This is a genomic window from Brevibacillus sp. HB1.4B (genome assembly GCF_013284285.1).
Lineage (GTDB): Bacteria > Bacillota > Bacilli > Brevibacillales > Brevibacillaceae > Brevibacillus > Brevibacillus porteri.
The window spans coordinates 35,953-60,500 of record NZ_JABSUT010000010.1 but is presented as its reverse complement, the minus strand read 5'-3'; the positions used below and the strand labels follow the sequence as shown (position 1 = coordinate 60,500).

Here is a 24,548-nt window from a genome sequence, read left to right as displayed (position 1 = left end):
GCTTATTTTCATTTATTTAAGGTTTTCTGGATTGAGGCATTCAAGCTCTGGTACAACGAAACGTCCGTCTTTGCGGATCAGGCGATCGTCAAACCAAATTTCTCCTCCGCCCCACTCAGGGCGTTGAATCATGACCAAGTCCCAGTGTACGGAGGATTTGTTTCCGTTAAACGCTTCATCGTATGACTGGCCTGGTGTAAAGTGGAAGCTTCCATCGATTTTTTCGTCGAAGAGGATGTCTTTCATCGGGTTTTGGATGTACGGATTCACACCAATCGCAAACTCCCCAACGAATCTGGCACCTTCATCGGTATCAAAGATTTCATTAATCTTTTCTGTATCGTTGGCAGTTGCTTCGATGATTTTGCCATCCTTGAAGGTCAGCTTGATATTGTCGTATGTAAAGCCTTGGTAAGGAGATGGCGTGTTGTACGCGATCGTACCGTTGACAGAATCACGGACAGGAGCAGTGAATACTTCTCCATCAGGGATGTTGGCTTCGCCTGCACATTTGATTGCAGGAATATCTTTGATGGAGAAGGTCAGATCGGTGCCTGGCCCTACGATACGTACCTTGTCGGTTTTCTCCATCAGCTCGACCAGGCTGTCCATGGCATTATCCATCTTGCCGTAATCAAGCGTGCACACTTTGAAATAGAAATCTTCGAAAGCAGCGGTGCTCATGTTAGCCAACTGAGCCATAGATGCATTTGGATAGCGAAGCACGACCCATTTGGTATGCGGTACGCGAATATCCAGTACAGGACGCGCTAGCAGCTTGGAGTGCAGCTGCATTTTGTCTCCAGGCACATCAGAGAGCTCGCTGATGTTGTCGCCGCCGCGGATGCCAATGTAGCAATCCATTTGCTTCATGAAAGCCACATCTGCTTCACGCATGATACCCAATTGTGTTTCGTTGGCACCCATCAAAAGTTCACGCTGAACGGATTGGTCGATCAGTTGAACAAACGGATTTCCCCCAGCTTCGTATACCTTGGCAATCACGGCTTTTGTCAAATCGGTAACGTTGCCAATGGAGTAAATTAAAACGTTTTCACCAGGCTTGACAGTCACTGAATAATTGACGAGGACGTCAGCCAGTTTTTCAATTCGTGGATCTTTCATAGGAAGGGGATCCCTCGCTTTCCATATCATTCATATCCATTGTACACAACTCAAACAGAAAAAAGCTACCCACTGGCGAGGGTAGCTTGCGGAGGAAACGCGCTTGAAGGATTCGGTATTTCATGTATATGCAAGGACCTGCTGAATATGGCTATATCTTCGGGGAAGAAAGATTAGTCGCAGCTGCACCCGATAATAACCAGCAGGATGAAAAGAATCAAAACCAGAGTGAAGCCGTCGAATTCTCCATTAAAGATGCCGCTCATCGAATAAACATCCTCCTCATATGTGTGTTAAGCCTCTTGTGCTTACATCTACAACATATGGGTGATCGCATAGGACCGAACCGGGCATCCGCCCATTTTTAAGAAAATTGTTTGGGGAATCTCTCTTTTTCATACTCTTGCAGTTCTCGATGTTTATTATTCTGAAAAGCAGGAAAAGCTAGAGGATACCAAAAGACTTTGCAAGTATGAAAGGATGTTTATGTGATGCAAAGATCATTATCGAGCCTGCAGCATGAGTTGGTCCAAATTACGATTAATGTTGGCGAAGACTTTAAATCCATTGTGTGGAAAGCGCAGTACGATATGGACTTCAATACAGAATGTCTGTTTTGTTTTTCCGAGCAAATTACTGGCTATCGTGTAGAAGATGAAGACGGAAAAGCAGGGAAAGTCGCTGTTTGTCCGCATTGTGAAAAAGTAAACGCTATCTACGCGTGAGATTGAAGTTTGATCGCAAAGGAAAGACGATGCTGCTTGCTAGCATCGTCTTTTTTAGTATGTTTAAGTTGTTGCTAGTTTTCAAAGGTACCGATGAACGCACAAAGCTGGTGGAGAAGAAAAAGCACAGGGCTCGTAGACCTTGACAACGCCTACCCAGTCGGAACTTAAAAAAGGGGACCACGCTTGTCGAACACTTCTTCCTTGAGAATCTTCCGCCCGTAGGGTGGCTTTGGCTCGACGGTCCCCTTTTTTAAGTGTAGACGGACAGTTCCCCCCATGCTGGCGTGTCAGAGTCGAAGAGAACTGTGCTTTTTCTTCTCCTCCACTATGTTGACTCTAGTCTATATCTGACTCTATATCCACCAAGTACCACCTGTTCTTTAGCAGGATTGAAAGGAGGCTTCTCGAATAGTATGAGAGGCATACATAAGTAGATATAGGGGTGAACACCGTGCAAAAGAGATGCAGCCGCTGCGGGAACGAAATGGAGATCGAGCTGCGCAACGTCGTGTACCGGAAACGGGTTAAAATTATGAATGTACCTGTACACGTCTGCGTGGACGAAGACTGTGACCATTCCCAAGTGGTAGATGTGATTAAGGATGATTTGAAGTCACTCATGGAGGAACTGGGCCAACATCCGCAGCGCAAGGCAGTCGAATTCGAAGAAATGTCAGAGTTATCCAACTTATTGGTATTGATTGCTAATGAGAAGGTGAATTCGACCGTAAGAGAATTACTTGGTGAAAAAGTCAACGAGCTATTGGATCTGTTTTTGTTGGCGCAGTCCCTTGGCGATGAAAAATGGATGTTGGAGCTACGCGAACGTCTCACGAAAATTATGGTGTAAGGATAAAGAGATGCCTGGAAGAAAGGTATCTCTTTTTTCATTTCTCCACTGCACCGCAAATGTAGACTTTGCTGCTTGGACTTATGTATACTGATAGGCACATAAGATAAGGAGAGATGAATCATGTCACAAATACAGCTTCACTCCATTGAAGAACTGGATGAGTTCGTAGCGAAAAATGGGAAAAAGCTTTTGTTTAAGCATAGCACGATTTGCCCAATCAGTACGTCCGCTTATGAAGAGTTTCAGGCGTATTTGCTGGACAATCAAGTGGAATCTGCGGTCATTCTGGTACGAGAGGATCGCCCTGTCTCCAACGCCGTAGCGGATCGTTTTTCCATCAAGCACGAATCCCCGCAAATCTTTTTGCTGGAAGACGGCGAAGTAAAATGGCACACGTCTCACTGGAAAATTACAAAGGACGCGATTGGCCAGGCGCTCAACGCATAATCATTCATAACAGGAAAAAAAGCTACTGACGATAAATAAAGTCGGACAGCTCTTGAGTAAAGCAAAAAGCCGGGACACCCGATAAGCGAGGTGAATCCGGCTTTTTGAATGGAGAAAAAGGACGCTGGATAGACTATTCCCAGAATAACTCCAACTTGTCTCCACTTTTCAATTCTGTCTGGAAGTTGGCTTGTTCGCCGTTGACGAGCATGACGAATCCGGAGATACTCTCACGGTCGGGCTTTTCCAGGGAAACATCGACAAAACGGAAGACGTCGCTAAACACAGGTGTAGACGCAGGTGAGGATTTTACCGTGATGTCGGCACCTTCGCTCACGGGATCAGAGGCATTCGCCGCTTTTCCGTCTACGGTAATCGTTACTTGTGCGACAGGCAATACGACCCGTTCACCGTTGAAGTGTACAATCATTGTCTCCTGTACCCATTCTTCCAAAGGGATGACATCTTGTATGGAAGGGGCAGGGACTTCATCCAGCCGATATACGAGGACATCACCTTGTCGGACGATATCTGTCAAAGCTGCTGGTCTTCCGTTCAGCTCGAGCACCTCCATACGGGACGGAACCGAATAATCTTGTCCATTCACAGAAAAACGCAAGCCTGATTCCGCTGACGTTTTCAGTTCTGCGAGCTCGAGTACTTCATAGACAGTACGTGGAAGGCGGATATCCACCTCGGCACGATCAGAGATCCATGTATCGAGAGTAGCAACCGCTCCGTTCACATGTACGACTGGACCGAGCGAGTAGGGACGGTCATTGCAGATCACTTCAAGCGTGTCCAGCTCATCGAATAAATCTTTGGCAAATACACGTGCATCATCGCCATTTGTACCTGCCACTACGATGATGTGGTCCCCGTCATTGATTGGCGTGTCAAGACTGACGCTCTCTTTGTTGCGCTCAATCACCGGCGCCGTCCCATGACCACCCGGAATCATTTTCATCCGTCCGTTTACGGTGACTGTCATCGCCAATCCGGGGCGACCATACAGACGGCGGATATCCAATCCAGATGCAATGAGCGCATCACCCAACGTCATTTTTCGCAAATCGAAAATGCGCACAGGAGTATCATTGACCGTAACGGTTACATAGCGCAATGGATGACGGCGCGCAGCAACAGCGATACCGACTGGCGTTACGAACTCAGGTCCACTGAGCGCTGGATTGTCTCCGACGTACTGTTTGATCGCATCGCCGCCTCTGACAGCAACACGGGCGGCAGGAATATTCAAGACCTGAGCGACTTTTCCAGTAAGCCCAGGGGTGAGGCTGCCGCCGCCGATCAGCATGACCGCTTGCGGAGCTTTTCCGTTGAGCTCCAATATTTTAAAGGCAATTTTGTCGGCGAGTTGCTGGATGTCTGCTTCAATCGCACTCGTTACCTCGGTAGCGCTTATCGTATGCTCTATGCCGAGAATGTCGGTGAAGGTGACGGACTCCTCGGTAGATAAAAGACGCTTCACTTCTTCTGCCATCGGAAAATCCATGAGAAAGGCGTTCATGAGCGCATCCGTGATTTCATCACCTGCAACAGGTACCATGCCGTAAGCGGTAATCGCCCCTTCCTCAGTCAGCGCTACGTCAGAAGTACCTGCCCCGATGTCCACCAATGCGATATTCAGTCGGCGCATGGTCACAGGAATCAGGACATTAATCGCCGCAATAGGCTCAAGTGTCAATGCCTGCATTTCCAGATCGCATCGTTTCAGAGCAGCAATCAGCGAGTCGACAACCACGCGTGGAAGGAAAGTTGCGATCACATCTGCGCTTGCGATGTCACCCCGCTGGTCAATCAGACTCCCGATCAACTCGCCATCCAGATGGTAATTGACGACGCTGTAACCGACGCAATAATAGCGGGTGACGTCTTGATCCTTTAGCTCTTGGGCTAATGCGGCTTGGGCCTCCTGTACAGCGGAAAACTCCAAAGCGACAACATCTTCACGAGAGATGAAGGCATGTCTGGCTAACGGCATGTCCACACGAACGCGGCGGGTGCGCAATGACCGACCGGCAGCAGCGACCGCTACCTGATGTAGTTTGCCGTATTTTCCTTCCAGCTCTTCTTTTATTTGTTGAATCACCTTAGCTACGGCGACAATATCGTGAATTTGCCCATCGAGCATGGAGCGTTCATCATGCTCTCGAATTGCGCAGTCCAATACGCGGTACTGCTCGCCGGTCGTTTCTACGATCAGGCCGACGACGCTGCGCGTTCCAATATCTAATGAAAAAATAAGCTCAGGGGCTGTGATGTCAGACAAAAGTAGGTCACTCCTTGTAAGAGGTTGTTCAAAAAGTCTTTACAATACTTATCGGTGTATCGGAAAGGAACAATCACTTTTAGCTAGAACATATATCCAAAACTATTCGATTCAAAAGGAAAAGAATCCTGTCGAATCAAGGAATCTTCTTCGGTTTGACGAATAATTTGAAAAGATAAAAAAACAGAAAAAATTTACTTTCGCGCTTTTTGGCGCTAAACTGCTGACAAGGGTGTTTGAATCGATTATAATTACCCTAATTTATCGATAAATCCCTATATAAAAAGAGGAGAGTGGAGAGAGATGGCACACGATCAAATCGAAACCATGCGCAAGCAGATAGACGAGATCAACCTGCAAATTCTTGAATTGATCAACAAACGAGCTACCTTGGTTCAAGAGCTCGGCAAAGAAAAAGAAAAACAGGGCAGCAACCGTTTTGACCCAGAGCGTGAGCGCCAAATGCTCAATCTGCTCGTTGAAAACAATAAAGGTCCTTTCAATGACAATGCGATTCGTCATTTGTTCAAGCAAATTTTCCAAGTTTCCTTAGATCTGCAAGACGACGATAAGAAAAAAGTACTCCTCGTTAGCCGTAAGAAAAAGGCAGAGGATACTGTTATCACTGTAAAAGGCGTTGAGTTCGGAGGGAAAAATCCGATTCTTATCTCAGGTCCATGCTCCGTGGAAAGCTACGAGCAAGTAAGAGCAGTAGCAGAAAACCACGCAAAACGCGGACTGCGCACACTGCGCGGTGGTGCGTACAAGCCTCGTACTTCGCCATACGACTTCCAAGGTCTGGGTGAGGAGGGCTTGCAAATCCTCAAGCGTATCGGGGATGAATTCAACCTCGTAACGATCAGTGAAATCGTGACGCCAGCAGATCTCGAGATGGCGACGAAATACATCGATGTCATCCAAATCGGTGCTCGCAATATGCAAAACTTCGAGTTGCTGAAGGCAGCAGGTCGTGTGAACAAGCCGATCCTCTTGAAGCGTGGCCTCTCTGCTACGATTGAAGAGTTCATCTACGCGGCAGAGTACATCCTGTCCGAAGGTAACACACAAGTCATGCTGTGCGAGCGTGGAATCCGCACGTATGAAAAAGCGACACGCAATACGCTCGATATTTCTGCTGTACCACTCCTCAAGCAGGAGACGCACTTGCCAGTGTTTGTAGACGTGACGCACTCTACAGGTCGTCGTGATCTGCTCTTGCCTTGCGCAAAAGCAGGCTTCGCAGTCGGTTCTGATGGAATCATGGTAGAGGTTCACCCAGATCCAGATGTGGCACTGTCTGATGCAAAGCAACAGCTGAACATTCCACAATTCAACGAGTTCGTTGATGAACTGCTCGCTTCTGGCCTGTACAAAGGCGAGATTGTGGCAGCAAAAGCATAAGAATACCTTTCGGGTACGTTTTGAGGGTCCTTCCTGCGCGCGGGGAGGACCTTTCTCATTTGACGAACCATTGGCGACCAAGTAAGCTAGAATTACGTGCTGATATTGGTGAAGGAGGATAGGCCATATGGAAGACAACCATCAATGCTGCTCGACTGATCGGTCCACCGAAAGGCCGGATAAAATTAAGTCTAATCTCATCTCCCGTTTGAATCGGGTAGAGGGACAAGTTCGCGGAATTCGCGGGATGGTAGAGAAGGATGTCTACTGCGACGACATTCTCAATCAAATTGCGGCGGTGCAATCTGCACTAAATGCGGTTGGGAAAATGCTCCTCGAAGGACATATGAAAAGCTGTGTGATGGATCGCATTCAGCAAGGCGATCATGAAGTAATTGATGAGCTTTTGAAAACGATGAACAAACTTATGAAGTAACGGGTGCGCAAGCCGTCAAAAACGATTGCAACGGCATACGGCTTGTCGTATCATAGGTGCATATATTTATGAAAACGCTTATGAAAACCAAAAAATAGGGAAATGAGGGTGCATGATGCCGGTTACTATATACGACGTAGCAAGAGAAGCGGGGGTGTCGATGGCGACAGTTTCCCGCGTAGTCAACGGGAATCCCAACGTAAAGCCTTTGACCCGAAAAAAGGTATTGGCTGCGATTGAGCGATTGGGATATCGACCAAATGCGGTTGCTCGTGGACTCGCTAGCAAAAAAACGACAACAGTTGGTGTCATCATCCCGGATATCTCCAGTTTGTTTTTCTCCGAATTGGCGCGAGGGATTGAAGATATCGCTACCATGTACAAATACAACATCATCCTGTGTAACTCTGACCAACGGATGGAAAAGGAATTGCAGCTCATTAATACCTTGCTCGAAAAGCAGGTGGACGGGCTTCTGTTCCTGGGCGCAGAAATCAAAGAAGATCATTTGCAGGCATTAACAAGCACATCTGTACCGACTGTACTCGCCGCGACTCGCGATGCAGACAACGTACTGCCGTCGGTTAGCATTGACCATTTCCAAGCCGCATACGATGCGACAGAAGCATTGGTTGCACGCGGGCACAAGCGCATTGCGATGATCGCGGGTCCTGCAAACGATCCATTGGCAGGGTTAATGCGCTATGAAGGCTATAAAAAGGCGTTGAAAGATGCGGGTATCGAGCTGGATGAAGAGCTGATTGCGACAGGCAACTACTTTTATGAATCTGGCTTGTCCACTACAAAAGCTTTTCTTGCCCTTAAAAATCCGCCAACGGCGATTTTCGCAGCGAATGATGAGATGGCCATTGGCGCGATCCACGCCATTCAAGATTCTGGCCTGAACGTGCCAGGTGACATCGAAGTCATTGGTCACGATAATATTCGTCTGGTTGAAATGGTACGTCCACGACTGACTTCTGTCGTACAGCCAATGTATGATATTGGTGCGGTGGCGATGCGCCTGTTGACCAAGTACATGAATAACGAGAATGTCGAAGAGCATGTCGTGCTGCTGCCGCATCGAATTGAGTATCGGGAGAGTACTAAGCCCGAGCAAGCTTGATTGCAAAGGGATGTAGGCAATTGACAGCAAGAGGAGGATGGGAAATGCGTTACGGAATTATCGGCGCGATGGATGAAGAAATCGCGCTTTACTTGGAAGCGATGCAAGAGACGACTACTGCGACCAAAGCAGGCATTACCTATTACACAGGTAAAATGGAAGGCAAGGATGTCGTGCTGTGCAAATCAGGTGTCGGCAAGGTGAATGCTGCCGTGACGACACAGATCCTCATCGATTCATTCCAAGTAGAACGTGTCATTTTCACAGGTGTGGCAGGAGCTGTTCACCCTGAATTAAATATTGGTGACATTGTCGTTTCGACGGATTGCATCCAACATGACATTGATGTGACACCGCTTGGCTTTGAGCCAGGACAGATACCGTTTACAGAGCAATGGACTTGGCAAGCGGATGCTGGGCTGATGCAGCAAGCGATCGATGCGGGCAAGGAACTGGAAGCGGGAGTTCAAGTAGTGAGCGGGCGTATTTTGTCCGGCGACCAGTTCGTTGCCAGTCGGGAAAAGGTGCAATGGCTGTATGAGCAATTCGCAGCACATTGTACCGAAATGGAAGGGGCATCTGTCGGACAAGTATGTGCGATGAATGGCGTGCCGTTTGTCGTTGTTCGTTCGATGTCGGATAAAGCAGACGGCTCCGCGCATGTAAACTTCGTGGAATTTACCAAGCTGGCTTCCCAGCGCTCGTATGCGATTGTCCGTAACATGCTGACAGCTTCTCAAGCATCGACAGCTGCGGGAGTGATCGTCTACTCGACGAAAAACTGTGTGGATTGCGATATGGTTAAAAATTGGCTGACAGCAAAAGATGTTTCCTTTGAAGTGCGCGATGTTATGACGAGTCGTGCCTATCAAGAGGAAGTGGAGCGCTTTGGTTTCATGGGTGTGCCTGTAACAGTCGTAGGCGATAAAGCGGTAAAAGGCTTTGCACCTTCTGAGCTGGAAGAGCTAGTGAAATAGGGTTTGGAATAGAAAAAGCGTGCTGACCAGTACCCAAAGGTACGAGGGCAGCACGCTTTTTTTACTTTTCATCCAATAGGTGCGTTCAGCATCGCACGTTCTAACGTAAGACGATTTTTTTCCGTGATCTCTGCTCGCCGTGGGATTGTTGGGAATGATTCGTCAAAAAGCCGAGGTGGCAAGGGCAAATCCGTCTCAGGTTGCCAGCGCTTGAGCCAAGCTTCGGGAAGATCACTGTCTGTCAGAGGCTGATCGCTCATCTCACTCCATACCAGCGTCCACGCCCGCGGCACCACCCGCCAAATATCGTATCCCCCGCCGCCTACAGCGATCCAACGACCGTCGCAATATTCATGAGCAAGACGGTGGGCAAGACGAGGAATGGCTTGATAAATTTTCATTGAGCAAGACAAATGGGTGAGGGGATCAAACGCATGAGCGTCACAACCATTTTGGGTCAGGATGACATCAGGCTTGAAGCCAGCTGCTAGCTTTGACACTAGCTCTTCATATACTTCCAGAAAAGAATCGTCTTCCGTGAAGGCATCGAGCGGAACGTTGACAGAATAACCGTAACCGGTTCCATCTCCACGTTCAGACAAATTCCCCGTTCCCGGGAAGAGATACTTTCCCGTTTCGTGAATGGATACAGTTAGTACAGAAGGGTCATCGTAAAACGCCCACTGTACCCCATCACCATGATGGGCATCTGTGTCGATATACAGCACACGCGCATTCCAGTTTTTTCGCAAATAAGCGATCGCGACGGAGCAATCGTTGTAGATACAAAATCCAGAGGCGCGTCCACGAAAGGCATGATGCAGTCCGCCAGCGGGATTGAAGGCGTGTTCTGCCTGTCCACTCATAACCGCGTCCACTGCGTTTAACGTACCTCCTACGATCAGTGAGGACGCTTCATGCATGTTCGAAAAACAGGGAACATCCTCTGTTCCCAAGCCATAGCTGGCTGCCTGCGGAAGCTCGTGTTCACTATGGCCCTGATCGCGAACAAATTGGATATAACGTGGGTCATGCACCAGGGCGAGCTCTTCATCTGTCGCCGGTCGGGGAGTAAGGATGTCTGAGTCTTTGAGTATTCCGTAACTGCTCATCAGATCGTGTGTGAGGAGCAGACGACGCTGGTTAAACGGATGATCATCATGAAAATAATATTGCGTGTAGTCTGGAGAGTAGATCAGACGAGCATTTCGGCTCACTGGGGTATCCCTCCTTCCGTAGGTCCGATTACGGAAAAGCCCTTTTCAAGGAGTAATTGCGTCACGATACGTGGATCAATTGTCTGTACCCGAAAAACAAGGTTCTTTTTTGCAGGCTGTTTCCCAGGAAAGACCACAACGCTCGTAACATTTACTTGTGCATCGCGAAAGACTTGACTGACTTCTGCCAGCATGCCGACGCGGTCATCTACTTCGACTTCGATATGGGAGCTAGGTTTGTTAACGCCGAAAAGTTCGATCAAGCTAGAGAAGAGATCCGATTCTGTGATCAATCCTACGAGCCGATTCCCTTCGACGATGGGTAGCGAGCCGATTTTGTGCTCATATAGTTGGAGGGCTGCGTCTTCGATGAAATCCAGTGGGTGGGCAGTGATAACTTGTTGATTCATGATATCGGCTACAGGCTTGTGCAGGACGGTGTCGTCATCGTCATGCGTCAGCAGGCGAGAGGGGAGAGCGTCTCGCAGATCACGGTCCGAGACAATGCCTACGAGTGAGTCGTTTTCAATGACAGGCAAATGCCTGATTCTGTTTGCACGGAGGAGAAGAAGCGCTTCTCCGATGGTAGTGGATGGCTGGATCGTGACAATTTTTTTTCGCATAATCTCTTCAATACGCATAAGAGTGACCTCCTGGAATCAAAAGGCATCCAAACTAGTAAAGAAAACGATTTTGAAACCGCATAGCATCAAAGGCAACGACTGTTTCTGGCGGTACACGCTTGCCGATTTTGGCCATGAGACAGTTGGCGGGATGTGAGCATATTTCCGGATCGTCTGTCGCCATCCAGCTAAGGCCTGCGCTGCCCATGACCTTTTCCATAACCTTTCTGTATTGCCATACATCGAGTCCTGTTCCTTTCAGATCCCAATGCCAGTAATACTCCGTTGTAATAATGACGTAGTCTTCCATGGCGTCGTCCATGAAGCTGACTTCCAGCAGCTTTTTGCCTACGCCACCTGCTCTCACTTTATGACTGATTTCAATCGCGCCGAGCTCCAGCAAATCGGGCAGTTGCGCTTGTGACCATCGCTCCAGTGGATCGGGGTGCAGAAAGGTAACGTAGCCGAGGACGAGGTCTCCTTCGCGTGCAATAATAATGCGTCCTTCAGGCAAATCTGCGATTTCGATGAGAGCTTCATGCTGCTGTTCAGGGATACGAAAAGCTTTCAGTCCCTCATCAAAGCGTAATGAGGCCAGATGACTTCCTGTAATCGGTCCTTCGACGAGCAGCTCCTTGTTGTTCACCATTAGGCTCAATGAATGATAGCGTTTGACGTGCTCCATCAGTTCCCCCCCTTACGTTTGTAGAAAAACAGAGATGGCGTCTAACCATCTCTGTCAGTTGTTATTCCAGTTTATTCTGTGGTGTTGGCAGTTACGATGTTAGAATGTGGCGATTCTCCGTAACTGTTGACTGCGGTAATGTAATAGTTACTGCCATTCGGTACTTCTGCTGCGTGAGTAAAGCTTGTGCTAGAGACTGTACCGAGTAGCAAATAGCCGCTTGCTGAGTCTGGGCTAAAATATACGTTGTACATCTGCTCAGACGAGCTGCTGCCTTTCCACTGTAGCTGCCAACCGTTTGGCGTATTCTTGATGGACAAGGATTTTGGAGCAGCAGGTGGTGAAGCGGAATCTGTGTTTGTATTCGTGCCTCCTGATCCATCTGGTGGGTTCGTCGCAGTTCCACCTGAATCTGTTTGACCATTCCCGTTATTGTCCGTCGGATTCGGGAGACCTGTTTCCGTACCTTGATTTGGATCAGGCAACTGCCATGTCTGTGTAGATCCGACAGAAGCGATTGCGGAAGGCTGCGATTCATTGCCAGCGATATCCACAGAAGTGACATAATAGCCTAAATCTCTATGGGTTGCAGTCGTATCGGCAAAAGTCAATTCGGATGGATCTTTCACAGTCGCTACTTTGACAAAGCTGTTCTGCACATCAGCGCGGTAGATGCGATAACCGACCAAGTCAGCTTCTTTGGCTGATTGCCAGGTAAGCGTAATTTGCTTGCCTGAGCCCGTAGCTGTTACACCGCTTGGCGAAGATGGTGTTCCACCTTGCTCTGTACGAGGGTCTTCCTTATCAGGCAGGCGTTGCTCCCAATCTGGTGGTTGGGTGGCGACCCTATTGTTTTTCGCTTGAATTTGCTCCTTAGTAGGGAGCGGATCAGGTGAGCGGTAGAAGACGCCTTCGGTAACAAAATCTTCAGGTGTTCCTTCCTTCGCCAAATACCGTTCGCCATTATACGAAATGAGTCGTGCTTTTTGGTGGGTGTCGTCCACCTTTGTTGGAACGAATTTGCTGTTGAATATATCTGTGATCAAATGGCCAGCTTCTTTTGAAAGCTCACTTGGCAAAAGGCCTGATTTCGAGTCAACAGTCGCGCTGACAATTCCAGCCGGCTTTTTAAAGGTGGAGTCAGGAGGTGAAAGGTTCGGATGCTTCGCAATGACATCCTTCATGACCTTACCCCATACGACCATCGGAACATATTTGTCCGCGTCTGGCATTGGATATGGCTCGTCAAAGCCAACCCATACCCCCATGGACAGCTCTGGCGTGTAACCGACGAAATAGAGGTCGTTGCTGTTGTTCGTTGTTCCGGTTTTACCTGCCACATCGACTTTGCGCGGCACGTATTTGCGGATGTGTGTACCTGTACCGTTATTGACAACGGAACGCATCATATCAGTGATCAAGTATGCTGTTTGCTCGCTGTACACTTGCACAGGGCTGGTTTCATGACGATAAATGACTTTTCCAGTGTTATCTTCAACTCGGTCAATCAGATAGGCATCCACGAAAGAACCGTGATTTGCGAATGTCCCATAGGCGTTTGTAATTTCCTCGACAGTTGTTCCGTAGGTAAGACCGCCAATTACGCCGGTGGCTGCATAGTTGTCAGCATCCACCAATGTTGTGATTCCCATTTTCTTCACGTATTCAAGAGCCGTTGGAATGCCAACTTTCAAATACGTCTTGATCGCCGGAATGTTCCAGGACATCCGCAGTGCTTCGCGGGCACTCATCATCCCTTGCCATTTGTTGTTCCAGTTCTTAGGTAAATGGGAACCGTTCTGGCCGTCAGCGAGTAGCACCGGAGCGTCATCGATTGGGGATGCTGGCTGGAGCAATCCCAGTTCAAAAGCAGGAGCATAAGCTGCAAGTGGCTTCATGGCCGAACCAGGCTGGCGTGGTACGGTGGCGTGGTTCGTCTGTTCCACCTTGAAGTCACGTCCCCCGATCATGCCGAGGATAGCTCCTGTTTTGTTGTGAATCAGCATTGCGCCGACTTCTTCCAGAGCATTTTCGATTTTTTCTGTTTTGCCGTTCGAGCGACGAATCGTATAGGTACGATTCTTACCGAAGTTTTTCGGATCGGCTGCAACAGCCTGCATGATGTCATATACGCTCTTGTCGATTGTGGTATGTATCTTGTACCCTTTTCGCAATATGTCGCGACGTTTCTCTTCAACCAGCTGTCGGTATTCGTTGCGGCCGATGGTTGATTTGTCTCGACCTTTTTCCAAGAGGTCTGCATCCACAAGTTGACGTGCGGCACGATCTTCAATTTCCATCATCAAGAAAGGTACTTCTCGATAAGCTTGCTGCGTCGGTTTTGCTAGCTGTGCCTTCAAATCACTGGCGAGAGCTCCATCGTATTGGGTTTGTGTGATGTAGCCATTTTCCAGCATGCGATCCAACACCATTTTTTGGCGTTCCTTCCCGCGCTGATAGCTTTCTGCACGGAATGGAGAGTAGGCACCTGGGTTTTGAATCATGCCCGCAAGATAGGAGCCCTCAGCGAGCCCGAGCTCTTTTACATCTTTGCCAAAAATCCCTTTTGCGGCAGCCTGAACGCCGTATACGTTTGATCCGTTGGCGTTTTTCCCGAAGTAAATTTCGTTCATGTAGGCTTCCAGAATCTGATCTTTGGAAAACATGCGCTCGATCCGAATCGCGGTAAAGATTTCACGGGCCTTACGGGTGTGGCTAACTTCAGCAGAAAGGATTGTATTTTTTACAAGCTGCTGTGTAATCGTACTACCACCTGTTACGACAGGCTGGTTGGTAATTTCCTGAATCGCTCCACGCATGGTAGATTGAAGCGAAACTCCAGAGTGGTGGTAGTAGGTTTTGTCTTCAGTTGCAATGATGGCATTAATTAAATAGGGAGAAACGTCTGCTTTCTTCACCAAACGTCGATCGCCTTCTTCGGCCCGCAATTGGCCGATCAGAGAGCCGTCGCTGTAGTAGGCGAATCCAGTCAGATAGTTGGTGAAGATTTTATTCTCCAGTTCCTCCTTGCTGCGCACAGGCTCGTCCTTCACGAGTGCGGCAACATAACCTGTCACGATTCCTCCCGCGACTGCAGCTCCCATTAGTCCGAGTACGAAGACGATTTGGAAGATGATCCAAAACGTTCTACCACGGCTTCTGCGTCGCTTTTTCTTCGTCGGTTCAGAGGAAGATGTGTGGTTATTCGACATAGTCTACGACCCCCTAGCATACCCCCTGATTATACCATACGAGGAACCTAGAGGATAGAAGATGCGAAGGAGATAGCAAAATGTGTCAAAAACCGTTGAAAGTTGTCGGGTGTATGAAGGCAATAAAAAAAGAGCAGGCCGACAAGCGGCACTACTCTTTTTCTTTTTATCCTCAGACGATTAACGGCTGTAGAACTCAACGATCAGAACTTCGTTGATTTCAGCTGGCATTTCTTCACGGTCTGGCAGACGAGTGAAGGTACCTTCAGCAGCAGCATCGTTGAATGTAACGTAGTTCGGCAGGAAAGTACGGCTTTCCAGAGCGTCCTTGATCAGTTGCAGACCACGGGACTTTTCACGAATGGAGATTACATCACCCGGTTGTACGCGGTAGGATGGGATGTTTACTTTTTTGCCGTTTACCAGGAAGTGACCATGGTTTACCAACTGACGAGCAGCTGGGCGAGTTGGAGCAAAGCCCATGCGGTATACCAGGTTGTCCAGACGGGATTCCAGCAATTTCATGAAGTTTTCGCCCACTACGCCAGCCATTTTGCTTGCATTGTCGAAAGTGCGGCGGAATTGTTTTTCGTTAAGGCCAAACATGTGGCGCAGTTTTTGCTTTTCTTGCAACTGGATTCCGTACTCGCTCAGTTTACGACGGTTGTTGTGACCGTGTTGACCTGGAGGGAAGTTGCGTTTGATGTCTTTTCCTGTACCATCGAGGGAGATACCCAGACGACGAGCAAGTTTGTGACGAGGTCCTGTGTAACGTGACATGTATTCATTCTCCTTTAATATGGATTCGCAGGTGTTTACTTCCGGCAGGTTAGTTCCTACTTTATCTACACGAACTTCGGACGGTAGCGTTTCCGCATCGTGCTCCTCACAGATGATCAGCCGCAGTCTGTAAGGGAGGGAACTAAGAGGGTACATCCTTCCGTTTTTACCTACAATCAATGCTACCCTGTACACATACATTCAATAATACTAGGCGCGATATAGTAAAGTCAAGGGAAAAGAAGCGCGCCATCCGCCGCAAGAAGTGGGATGGATGGCGCTTTTTGGGTTTATTTTCGCAACAAAGTAACAGGACCGTCTGGAGTATCCCGTTTTTCAAGGAAACGGGTAAAGGTAATGGCTGCATCGGCACGAGGGACGAGGCTTTGCGGCTGGAACTTCTGTTTGTCAGTCGGCACGATACCGAGTGTAGTCGCGATGATGATCGAACCGCGGTACTTCGAATTGGCAATGTCTGAGAGCTCAGATTGGAACATGCCAGGGAAGTCCGTCAGTTTTTTGTAACCGAGTGCACGAACAATCATATCCGCGAGCTCTTCACGTGTAATCGTCTCATTTGGATTCAGCTTGGAAGTATTTTTATCGAGAAGTCCGCGATCAACAGCACCTTCTACGGCTGAGAAGTAGCGCGAACCATTTGCCACATCGCTATAGGTGGCCTTGCGTTCCAGAGAGTACTGTGGATAGTGTCTGCCCTGGTTGAGACTGATCATGAGCATTTCAATCATTTCGCCACGTGTGATCGGTTTTTGCGGCATAATATTGCCGTTTTCAAGCGATAGTGCGTCATATTCATACATCAACGAGAGTTCCTTCTCTGCTGGATGACCTTTCAAATCGGCAGGAGCCGGGCGATGCAGCGCAATCGTTTTGCCAGTAGAGGTAGAGCTCCACTCGCCTGTTACAGCGTCAAGGTAGTACGGCTGCTCAAACGGCGTCATTGTTGCGCGATAGACAATCTTGGCCGTTCGCTTCGGTGTGTAGGAAGGCTGCTCTTTTGCGCGTTTGGCATCCTCAGGAGTAAGGGGGACGAGGGCGTAAACGGCCTCTGCTTTTGTCTCAGTCCACCACTTTTCACTCGCTTCGGCAGCAGGCAGATGCTTGGGAACTTGTGTCGGGTATGTTTCGTTGCCCAATTCAGCACTGTAATTCAGCAGATCGCCTGTTTCGATGTCAAACGTGAAGTGGGCAGAGCCGCTAGCTGCAGCTATTCCATTGATAAAACGCTCAAATCGGATCTGCGTCCGCTCGGAATCAACAGGTTGGTTTTGGTTTTCCTCTTCAATAGGCTCTGTCCAGTAAAGCTGGTGGGCCATGGTTGGCGCCAAATCACGAATTGTTTCCATCGCTTTTGCCTTGAATTTTTCCATGTCTGGTTTTTTAGAAGCGGTTGTTTTTTCTTTATGGCCACGGAAGTCCTTGTTCAATCGGTAGATGTCCCCGGTTACAGCATCCACGGAGACATACGCAAATCCGTCTTCGCTATTGCCCTTTTTGCCGAATTCGAGATCCCAGATGGGACGATTGCCACGGTAGTCTCTTTCATTGTAATTGGCAGAGCGAAGCTCGTAGTTGGACAAATTCAACGCTTTCGATGCCCATTGTACAGCTTCCTCTTGGGAGAGCGGTTGTCCGCTGCGGCGTGCAGGAAGGACTTTGCTGCTTACAGGCTCAGGATCTTTCGCTAGTTGATACGAGGTCAACGATTGTGTCAATGCTTTGCCAGTCTCCGCATCAATGTAGAATGTGAAGGGATTCATATACCCGAGAGACGGCTTGTTATTTTTAGTTTCCATCCGCTCCCATGGCAGCAGGTAAACTGGTTTTGGATTCGCTTGTTCTTTAAATAGTTTCTCAGCTTCTTCTTCTGAGATTTTCGTATCCGTGTTCTCGAAAGTCACGTCGTTCCAAGACAGAGAATAGTTGGTCACTTTGCCGGAAGCATCTACCGTGATATCTGCGCCGTTGTCAGGAAAGAGAATGCCGTCCACGTCACGAACAAAGCGGAAATTATAGTAGACTTCCGAGTTCAGCGGAGTTTTTGGCTCTGGCATATCGCGCGTATACAGTCTTGTTTCCGCTGCTTTTCCTGCATTGTTTTTCTCGAAAAAGCGCTTCGCCTGTTCTTGCGCCTCTGTATAGGAAATTCGTTTTGCATAGGGAAGCTGGGATGCTTCCTGCTCTTGATGCGAATAGGAAGTCAGCTCGCCTGTATTGGCGTGGATACTGACGCTATAGGATAGAAGGACGTTGCCGTTTTCTGGATCTTTCTTCACCCAACTAAACGACCATTCTGGAAATGGGCGCCAGCTATCCGCTGAACGAAATGACACATTCTGCACCGTCATCCCGGCGGTAGGCACTATTTTTGTAGCGAGAGCCAAGGCAGCTTCCTTGGACAGCTTTGCTTTAGCTTGTGCCACAGAGTCAGCTTGTGCCACAGTAGTCGCCATTTTATTGGTACTCACATAAGGTGATTGTGCATGCGCTTGAGCCACAGGCAGCAACAGACTGGCAGATAGAACAAAAGAGCTAGACCGAATGATCCACGGTTTCATAGGAACCCCTCCAACGATGTCATATTCTTCTTATCACCTCTGACGAGAGGAAGTGAAAGTTCGTTTCAGTTCAAATTCATGAAAAAAAGTATCCGCTATTTGCAGAAAGGAATGAAATATAGGAATTTTGTACCAAATGTTTTTTTATCAATCTAGAATTGTGAACATGCATCTTATATAATAAGAAATACTATCGAATAGAATACAGAACGGTAAGGAGATAAATTGTTTTGGAAACCATCATGTATCTCATTCGTCATGGAGAGACGGAGTGGAATCAGATTCGTCGTATACAAGGCCACAGTGACATCGCATTGAACGAGCTCGGGGTACGTCAGGCCGAGCGAGTAGCAGACAGGTTCCAAGGCGAGAAGATTCACGCTTTTTATTCGAGTGATCTCAGTCGGGCACACGATACGGCTGCCAAGATTGCTGGTAACTTCCAATCCTCTGTTTCTACGCGGACAACCTTGCGGGAGCGCTGCTATGGGGAGTGGGAGGGGCTCACCTATGAAGAAATACGTGAGCGATTTGAGAATCAGGATGAAGCCTCCTGTGGAATTGAGACATTCGAAGACATGCAGCGACGAGCTGTAGCTGCCATGACAGAAATAGCAGGGAGCCACCCAGGTGAGGCGATTGTCGTTGTCTCGCACGGCGGTCTCATTAATAGCTTCTTGCATTATGTGACGGTAGGAGAACAAGGAACGGGTATCACACGTATCGATAATACCAGTATTACGATATTTCGGTATGTAGATCGTAGGTGGGAAGTTCTATCCGTTAATGATACAGACCATTTGAAAGCTTGAGAAAATGCTGAGAGAGGGAGTTTCTCGTGTCAAGTAAAATGTTGGGGAAGTTAGAGACGGTCTTTTCCTACACGGCCCATTTTATCTTACAATCTTGGCCGGAAAAGCGCCCAGGCATCCTTTTCTTGACAGATTCCGGGGGCCGCGTAATCAACTTCATGGAAATGCAGGTTGGTCCATCTCGGAATTCTCAAGGGCTTACCCTGCAACACGATGTATCGATTGGCAAAGTCTTTGATTTTATTTTAGAGGCACTTTCCTCCAAAGAGATCGTAGTCAAAACGAGAAGTGAAACGAACAACGTGTGTGGAGCCTTTCCTTTGTGTGAAAAAGATGGAAGGGTTCGAGCTGTCATTGGCATGATAGCACCCGGAGACCATATCCATTTCGATTTGTCATCCTACATGCGCGGGCTAGAGCCGTTGATTCGCATGGGATATGATGCTTATATTCAACACGTCACAAGCCAGATTGTCATGGATTTGACGTTGCATGATACGACTAAAGAGCTGCTGCAAAGCTTGACGGGTCAGATCAGTGACATTATCCAAAAAGGCTATTGTTCGGCCGTGAAGCTCGCGGACAATGCCACATTGATTCCGCAGGAGAGCGTAACAACGCAAGAGGTCGAAGTTGGACAAACCCACATTGCCCAACTGGTTTCGAGATTCGGTACGACGCAGATCATGCCTTCCATTTTAGATGACCACAGGCTTGTCGTCGTTCCTGTCTCCTTGAACCAAACGCCGCTCTACGCACTGTTTTTGCATCTGCCACCCGAAGAGTCAGATTGCGTGTACGATGAACGGGATGTTGCTTTTTTGCAGGAAGTAGGCGCGAAGGCAAGCTGTGCGCTTTGGCGTTCGATCATGTCGGACGACCTACGCCGTGAAGCGAGCAAAAAAGATTTGTTGTATCAGTTGATGTCAAAGATTCAGGCATCGATTGATGTGAATGATGTTTTGCATGAAATCGTGACGAGCATTCCCAGCCTTTATCCGTACTTGTCGGCAGAGCTTTTCCTGACGGTTGAACCCAATGCAACCACCCCGGTCAAACAGCTTTCTTTTCAAGAAGTAGAGCCGTCTACCAGTACCAAGGCCTATTTGGAAGGACGTCTCATTGCCGAAGAAGTGGGAGAAGGGGAGCAACAGGTGACGGTGATCGCAGCGCCACTCTTAGGCAAGCAGGGAATCTACGGAGTATTGCAGGTGACGTCCGATCAGCGAATCACCTTGAATCAGCATGAAAAGGATTACATCTCAATCTTGGCGGATACGGCTGGCACTGCGTTTGAAAACGCACAGCTCTATCAGCAATCGCGCAATTTGATTCGAGAATTGCGTTTGATTAATGAGATGGCGCGCCAGTTGAACAGAAGTCTTGATTTAAAGGAAATTCTCGATTTTGTTACGACGATGATGCGGGCTACTTTTGATGCAGAGTTTTGTGCTATTTTGCGAAAAACGCCAGGAGAGGATTGCTTCGATGTGCTCTCTTCCTCCATTCCAGCGTTCAATGGCATGGCTATCGATTCTACAGAAAAGCCATTTCAGCAAATCTTGCAAAACAAGCAGGCATTGCTGCTGGCTCAACCAGGGGCAGGACCGCTTCCTTTTTCGCTCTTTTCGTGCTGTTCCTTCATGGGGGTACCGCTCGTTGTTGAGGGTGAGATTAGTGGAGTCCTTTTAGTCGCAGATTCCCGTTATCATTTTTTTAGTTTTGACGACTACAAACTCCTCGAAATATTTGGACAACACGCGAGCTTGGCAATGACCAACGCCGTCCTGCATAATGAAATGGAACGAATGGTCATTACGGATAATTTGACAGGTCTGTACACGAGAAGACATTTGAATGAACGAGTAAGAGGATCATTACAAAAAGATAACTATGGCTCGTTGATCTTGATCGATATTGATTATTTTAAAACCGTGAATGATACATTTGGCCATCAGGTAGGGGACGAAGTACTGATTCAGGTCTCCAATCTGATTCGACATAGCATCCGAGACAGTGATATCGCGGCAAGATGGGGTGGAGAGGAACTCGCTGTATATTTGCCGCGTGTGGACAAAAACACCGCGCATTCCGTGGCAGAGCGCATACGGGAATGCGTCGAGCAGGAGACGTCTCCACAGGTCACGATATCGTGTGGACTAGCGAAATGGAGCAGGGAGATGGATGTAAACCTGAGTGTAGAAGCGCTGTTCCATCAAGCAGACATTGCTTTGTATGAAGCCAAAAATTCAGGTAGAAATCAAGTTGTTCTCGCCTAGAGCCAAAACAATGGCTCTTTTCTCTTTTCGGAAAAAAAGGCAAAAAACTTGAGGGGTAGATAAAAAATGACAACGAACGATGGCAAGCAAACGATCGCGACCCTAGTAGCACCTGATATTTTTTGTCTGGAAATACCTACGCCTTTTGATGTGGGGGCAGTAAACGTCTACTTGTTAAAAGGGGAGCGCTTGACCTTGGTTGATGTGGGTCCATTGACCGACGATGCGTGGGCGGCCTTAACAGAAGGCTTAGAATCGATTGGGGTCAGCGTGGAAGATATCGAGCAAGTCATACTGACGCATCATCATGTGGATCATTGCGGGCAGTTAGAAAAAGTACGGGAACGATCGGGAGCGAAGACGTTTGCTCATCCGCAGGCAACACCTTATGTACAGCAGGATGAGCAGTTTATGACTTTTCATGATCAGTTTTTCGAAGAGCTGTACATCCAGAGTGGCGTACCAGAAAAAATGATGGTCATTATCTCGAAATTTCACAAGCTGATGAAGACGTTTTCTGCGCCAAGCCAGATTGATTTTCATCTGAAGCATGAGCAAAAGGTACCGTACTTGGAGGACTGGCAGGTACTGTATACCCCAGGACACAGCCAAAGCCATCTGTCGTTGTATCGGGCAAAGGATCAAGTCATGATTGGTGGAGACCATATCATCAAGCGAATATCATCCAATGCCTTCATTGAACCACCCCGGAATCGTTCGAGTACAAGACCACTGACCTTGATTCAATACCGCACAGCGTTGCAAATGTGTGCGGACATGGAGATCAAACAGGTTCTCAGTGGACACGGTCAACCGGTTTACAACCATCGAGAGCTCATACTCGCTCGACTGCAAAAGAACTGGGAGAGAACAGACACGCTCCGCAGGCTTCTTGCAGATGGAGAAAAGACAGCTTTTGAACTGAATGCTCTCTTATTTCCAGGCTTGTACCAAAAAGAATTGCCATTGACGCTATCCGAGACATTAGGGCACATAGATTTGTTGATGATTCTCCACCAGATTGAAGTGAGAGAGCAGGATCGCATCTTGTATTTCCACCTGTAAAACCTGATCGTACAAGAGAGGCTTGCAAGTAGAATAAGCCTATTCCTCCCCGGAAACGCTAAAAGGGACTATTACTCTGGGACCCCACATGAGGTTAACCCAGGGTAGCCGAGGGAGGGTAGCATCTATGCAGAAGTATTGGCCCATTTGCGTGATGGCTCTTGTGTGTACAGTTGTTGTAGGTGGCTGTAATCAAATGAGTGTGAAGCAGGATGCGAATACAACGTTTGAGCAGGTACGTGACAAGTTCGATGCGCAGAAATCGTATGCGTTCTATGGGCAAACCAAGCTGTTGACGGCGAATAGTGCCAATGCGAACATGGTTAACTTTTCGGGCAGAAAGGACGGAGAGGCTGTTTACATGAACGTGAAGCTCTCTGTCCCAGAAGAAAACAGAGTGGACAACTTATCCTTACTTAGTCATGGGAACAAGCTGTATACCAAGCATGGTCAAAACGAAAGCTGGAAACATGTCGCAGGGGATAGTCCGGCCCTGCATCAAGAAATGAACAACTGGAACCCTATGGCTTCCTTTCAGCAAATCGACAACATGAAAAGAAACGTTCGAATGCTGCCTGATGAGAATCCAAAAGACGATTTTGAGGCGTTCGGAGTTGTATTGGATTCTTCCAAACTAAAGAGTTGGCTTGTTTCCCAAATGCAAGAACAAACAAAGTCGGGAGCAAAAGTCCAATCGATAGCAGGGCGAGAGAAACCCTACATACCGAAGCTAAAGATAGCGATGTCACTCTCGGAAGGCAATTGGAGAGGGACACCTGCACAACATTCTGGACCCACGATTCAGTCCAAGAAAAAGGTGGACGTAAACGAGCTCGTGAACCAGATGGAAGTGGAGGCAGAGTATACGATTCACTACAACAAAAAAACGATGCTCCCCACGAACATGACGATGTCCATTCGATCAGCGTACGATTTGAACGATCAGCGTGTAAAAGAGCATACGCAAGTAGAAACGTATTTGCAGCAATACGGAGCAGTAGCCCCCATCACAGCTCCATAGGAAAAAAAGCAAATAGGGAGTAAGAGTAATCAAGTGAGACGTTCCTCTTGCAAAACAGACAGGAGCGTCTTTTTTCTGTCAGGGAAAATTTAAAAATAGAGGTAACGTGTTTGATGCTTTTTACGTACTTCTTATGTGGAAGAAAATCTATGCGATAGCGGTTTTTTTCGATGGAATCAGCATTTCTAGAAGGAACTCTGGAAAACATTGTCGAACATACAACAAGACTATCTTTTTTCGTCGAATAATCTGTACAATGGGAAAGATGCCTGATGGATCAGACGAAAATGCGTATTTTATCCGCAGCAGCAAAGCTTTTTGATGTTCATGGCTACAAAGGGACCTCCGTAAGACAAATTGCCTCTGTTGCTCAAGTAAATTCCGCGCTGATTTCCTATCACTTTGAAGGGAAGCAAGGAGTCCTGGAGACGTTGATTGCTTCTTACTTTGAGACGTTGTTTCGCCTTTTGGAAGAACTGGAAAACGAGCAGGAAAACATCCCTGCCTATCAACGATTGGAACAAGTTGTGCAGCTGTATTTGCAGTTTCAATGTGAGCATGCGCCTATCACGCGTTTGATTCATCGTGAGCTGAGCGTAGAATCCATGCTTGCACGTGAAGTGATGACGCTATATATGAGCCGCTGGAAGCACGGTCTTTCTCGTGTGATCGAGTGCGGTGTCATCTCGGGTGAGTTTTTGCCCGTCTCTATTGATTGTACAGTGCTGGCTATGACGAGCCAGATGATATATCCTTTTTTGCAACCACAAATGGTTCGCCAGGTCTATGATCTGGAACCATCTTCCGAGGAGTTCGTCCAATGGCTGCAAACCTCGATTATGTGTTATCTGCGAGGTTCTTTGCTGCCCGTTTAGGCGTGACCTCTCCCAAT

At 47.9% G+C, this 24,548-nt stretch carries 21 protein-coding genes; 12 read left to right on the top strand and 9 right to left on the bottom strand.

Annotated features, from left to right (window positions below; translation table 11 throughout):
• Window positions 1-12: 12 nt before the first annotated feature.
• On the bottom strand, window positions 13-1,125 hold the full coding sequence (locus tag HP398_RS22470) for an aminopeptidase (RefSeq protein ID WP_017250456.1): 1,113 nt from the start codon (window positions 1,123-1,125) through the stop codon (window positions 13-15).
• 173 nt (window positions 1,126-1,298) lie between these two features.
• Window positions 1,299-1,391, bottom strand: a complete 93-nt coding sequence (locus HP398_RS22465; RefSeq protein ID WP_017250455.1) for a YjcZ family sporulation protein — start codon at window positions 1,389-1,391, stop codon at window positions 1,299-1,301.
• Window positions 1,392-1,616: 225 nt separating this feature from the next.
• Here HP398_RS22465 and HP398_RS22460 point away from each other — a divergent pair, with 225 nt between their 5' ends.
• The 3 genes from HP398_RS22460 (at window position 1,617) to ytxJ (ending at window position 3,153) form a co-directional block, all read left to right on the top strand.
• On the top strand, window positions 1,617-1,850 hold the full coding sequence (locus tag HP398_RS22460) for a hypothetical protein (RefSeq protein ID WP_017250454.1): 234 nt from the start codon (window positions 1,617-1,619) through the stop codon (window positions 1,848-1,850).
• 454 nt (window positions 1,851-2,304) lie between these two features.
• Window positions 2,305-2,703, top strand: a complete 399-nt coding sequence (locus HP398_RS22455; RefSeq protein WP_017250452.1) for a hypothetical protein — start codon at window positions 2,305-2,307, stop codon at window positions 2,701-2,703.
• Window positions 2,704-2,826: 123 nt separating this feature from the next.
• Window positions 2,827-3,153: a bacillithiol system redox-active protein YtxJ gene (gene ytxJ, locus HP398_RS22450; RefSeq protein WP_017250451.1), complete on the top strand. Its 327-nt coding sequence runs from the start codon at window positions 2,827-2,829 to the stop codon at window positions 3,151-3,153.
• A 133-nt stretch (window positions 3,154-3,286) separates the two neighbouring features.
• On the opposite strand, the gene HP398_RS22445 is transcribed toward ytxJ, so the two are convergent.
• Window positions 3,287-5,443: a cell division protein FtsA gene (locus HP398_RS22445; protein ID WP_173623679.1), complete on the bottom strand. Its 2,157-nt coding sequence runs from the start codon at window positions 5,441-5,443 to the stop codon at window positions 3,287-3,289.
• Between the two features lie 303 nt (window positions 5,444-5,746).
• On the opposite strand from HP398_RS22445, the gene HP398_RS22440 reads away from it, so the two are divergent.
• From HP398_RS22440 to HP398_RS22425, 4 genes are all read left to right on the top strand, one after another.
• The gene (locus HP398_RS22440) at window positions 5,747-6,844 is read left to right on the top strand and encodes a bifunctional 3-deoxy-7-phosphoheptulonate synthase/chorismate mutase (protein ID WP_017250449.1); all 1,098 of its coding nucleotides are present in this window, start codon (window positions 5,747-5,749) and stop codon (window positions 6,842-6,844) included.
• A 127-nt stretch (window positions 6,845-6,971) separates the two neighbouring features.
• A complete protein-coding gene (locus HP398_RS22435; RefSeq protein WP_007720961.1) occupies window positions 6,972-7,280 on the top strand; it encodes a metal-sensitive transcriptional regulator in 309 nt (102 codons plus the stop codon).
• Between the two features lie 115 nt (window positions 7,281-7,395).
• Window positions 7,396-8,406 (top strand): catabolite control protein A, encoded by a 1,011-nt coding sequence (gene ccpA, locus HP398_RS22430; RefSeq protein WP_017250448.1) that lies wholly within the window; start codon window positions 7,396-7,398, stop codon window positions 8,404-8,406.
• Between the two features lie 44 nt (window positions 8,407-8,450).
• Complete coding sequence (locus tag HP398_RS22425) at window positions 8,451-9,383, top strand: 5'-methylthioadenosine/adenosylhomocysteine nucleosidase (RefSeq protein ID WP_069847595.1); 933 nt, start codon at window positions 8,451-8,453, stop codon at window positions 9,381-9,383.
• 68 nt (window positions 9,384-9,451) lie between these two features.
• Here HP398_RS22425 and HP398_RS22420 read toward each other — a convergent pair whose 3' ends face one another.
• The 6 genes from HP398_RS22420 to HP398_RS22395 all read right to left on the bottom strand — a co-directional run bounded on the left by HP398_RS22420 (window position 9,452) and on the right by HP398_RS22395 (window position 18,479).
• Window positions 9,452-10,600, bottom strand: coding sequence for an acetoin utilization protein AcuC (locus tag HP398_RS22420; RefSeq protein WP_173623678.1), 1,149 nt, complete (start codon window positions 10,598-10,600; stop codon window positions 9,452-9,454).
• Window positions 10,597-11,241 carry a CBS and ACT domain-containing protein gene (locus HP398_RS22415; protein ID WP_106834937.1) on the bottom strand — a complete coding sequence of 215 codons (645 nt, stop codon included), beginning with the start codon at window positions 11,239-11,241 and terminating at the stop codon, window positions 10,597-10,599. The genes HP398_RS22420 and HP398_RS22415 overlap by 4 nt, the downstream gene beginning before the upstream one ends.
• A gap of 34 nt (window positions 11,242-11,275) precedes the next feature.
• Complete coding sequence (locus tag HP398_RS22410) at window positions 11,276-11,908, bottom strand: hypothetical protein (protein WP_017250444.1); 633 nt, start codon at window positions 11,906-11,908, stop codon at window positions 11,276-11,278.
• Window positions 11,909-11,979: 71 nt separating this feature from the next.
• Window positions 11,980-15,120 carry a penicillin-binding protein 1A gene (locus HP398_RS22405; protein WP_017250443.1) on the bottom strand — a complete coding sequence of 1,047 codons (3,141 nt, stop codon included), beginning with the start codon at window positions 15,118-15,120 and terminating at the stop codon, window positions 11,980-11,982.
• 180 nt (window positions 15,121-15,300) lie between these two features.
• A complete protein-coding gene (gene rpsD, locus HP398_RS22400; RefSeq protein ID WP_016742106.1) occupies window positions 15,301-15,900 on the bottom strand; it encodes a 30S ribosomal protein S4 in 600 nt (199 codons plus the stop codon).
• Between the two features lie 290 nt (window positions 15,901-16,190).
• Window positions 16,191-18,479, bottom strand: a complete 2,289-nt coding sequence (locus tag HP398_RS22395) for a YcdB/YcdC domain-containing protein (RefSeq protein ID WP_173623677.1) — start codon at window positions 18,477-18,479, stop codon at window positions 16,191-16,193.
• 230 nt (window positions 18,480-18,709) lie between these two features.
• Between HP398_RS22395 and HP398_RS22390 the strand changes: the two genes are divergently transcribed.
• From HP398_RS22390 to refZ, 5 genes are all read left to right on the top strand, one after another.
• The gene (locus tag HP398_RS22390) at window positions 18,710-19,291 is read left to right on the top strand and encodes a histidine phosphatase family protein (protein ID WP_069847583.1); all 582 of its coding nucleotides are present in this window, start codon (window positions 18,710-18,712) and stop codon (window positions 19,289-19,291) included.
• A gap of 38 nt (window positions 19,292-19,329) precedes the next feature.
• A complete protein-coding gene (locus HP398_RS22385) occupies window positions 19,330-21,570 on the top strand; it encodes a sensor domain-containing diguanylate cyclase (protein WP_173623676.1) in 2,241 nt (746 codons plus the stop codon).
• Between the two features lie 66 nt (window positions 21,571-21,636).
• A complete protein-coding gene (locus HP398_RS22380; RefSeq protein ID WP_017250439.1) occupies window positions 21,637-22,635 on the top strand; it encodes an MBL fold metallo-hydrolase in 999 nt (332 codons plus the stop codon).
• Between the two features lie 127 nt (window positions 22,636-22,762).
• Window positions 22,763-23,656 (top strand): hypothetical protein, encoded by an 894-nt coding sequence (locus tag HP398_RS22375; RefSeq protein ID WP_026043240.1) that lies wholly within the window; start codon window positions 22,763-22,765, stop codon window positions 23,654-23,656.
• A gap of 272 nt (window positions 23,657-23,928) precedes the next feature.
• Window positions 23,929-24,531: a forespore capture DNA-binding protein RefZ gene (refZ, locus tag HP398_RS22370; protein WP_017250438.1), complete on the top strand. Its 603-nt coding sequence runs from the start codon at window positions 23,929-23,931 to the stop codon at window positions 24,529-24,531.
• The last annotated feature ends 17 nt before the right edge of the window (window positions 24,532-24,548 follow it).

What these genes read in the sequence shown, in the direction of transcription:
- HP398_RS22440 (WP_017250449.1), top strand. Translation starts at nt 5,747, where the DNA reads ATGGCACACGATCAAATCGAAACCATGCGCAAGCAGATAGACGAGATC.
- rpsD (WP_016742106.1), bottom strand. Translation starts at nt 15,900, where the DNA reads ATGTCACGTTACACAGGACCTCGTCACAAACTTGCTCGTCGTCTGGGT.
- HP398_RS22405 (WP_017250443.1), bottom strand. Translation starts at nt 15,120, where the DNA reads ATGTCGAATAACCACACATCTTCCTCTGAACCGACGAAGAAAAAGCGA.
- HP398_RS22415 (WP_106834937.1), bottom strand. Translation starts at nt 11,241, where the DNA reads ATGCGTATTGAAGAGATTATGCGAAAAAAAATTGTCACGATCCAGCCA.
- HP398_RS22465 (WP_017250455.1), bottom strand. Translation starts at nt 1,391, where the DNA reads ATGAGCGGCATCTTTAATGGAGAATTCGACGGCTTCACTCTGGTTTTG.
- HP398_RS22470 (WP_017250456.1), bottom strand. Translation starts at nt 1,125, where the DNA reads ATGAAAGATCCACGAATTGAAAAACTGGCTGACGTCCTCGTCAATTAT.
- HP398_RS22410 (WP_017250444.1), bottom strand. Translation starts at nt 11,908, where the DNA reads ATGGAGCACGTCAAACGCTATCATTCATTGAGCCTAATGGTGAACAAC.
- refZ (WP_017250438.1), top strand. Translation starts at nt 23,929, where the DNA reads ATGGATCAGACGAAAATGCGTATTTTATCCGCAGCAGCAAAGCTTTTT.
- HP398_RS22375 (WP_026043240.1), top strand. Translation starts at nt 22,763, where the DNA reads ATGCAGAAGTATTGGCCCATTTGCGTGATGGCTCTTGTGTGTACAGTT.
- HP398_RS22380 (WP_017250439.1), top strand. Translation starts at nt 21,637, where the DNA reads ATGACAACGAACGATGGCAAGCAAACGATCGCGACCCTAGTAGCACCT.
- HP398_RS22395 (WP_173623677.1), bottom strand. Translation starts at nt 18,479, where the DNA reads ATGAAACCGTGGATCATTCGGTCTAGCTCTTTTGTTCTATCTGCCAGT.
- ytxJ (WP_017250451.1), top strand. Translation starts at nt 2,827, where the DNA reads ATGTCACAAATACAGCTTCACTCCATTGAAGAACTGGATGAGTTCGTA.
- HP398_RS22425 (WP_069847595.1), top strand. Translation starts at nt 8,451, where the DNA reads ATGCGTTACGGAATTATCGGCGCGATGGATGAAGAAATCGCGCTTTAC.
- HP398_RS22435 (WP_007720961.1), top strand. Translation starts at nt 6,972, where the DNA reads ATGGAAGACAACCATCAATGCTGCTCGACTGATCGGTCCACCGAAAGG.
- HP398_RS22385 (WP_173623676.1), top strand. Translation starts at nt 19,330, where the DNA reads ATGTTGGGGAAGTTAGAGACGGTCTTTTCCTACACGGCCCATTTTATC.
- HP398_RS22460 (WP_017250454.1), top strand. Translation starts at nt 1,617, where the DNA reads ATGCAAAGATCATTATCGAGCCTGCAGCATGAGTTGGTCCAAATTACG.
- ccpA (WP_017250448.1), top strand. Translation starts at nt 7,396, where the DNA reads ATGCCGGTTACTATATACGACGTAGCAAGAGAAGCGGGGGTGTCGATG.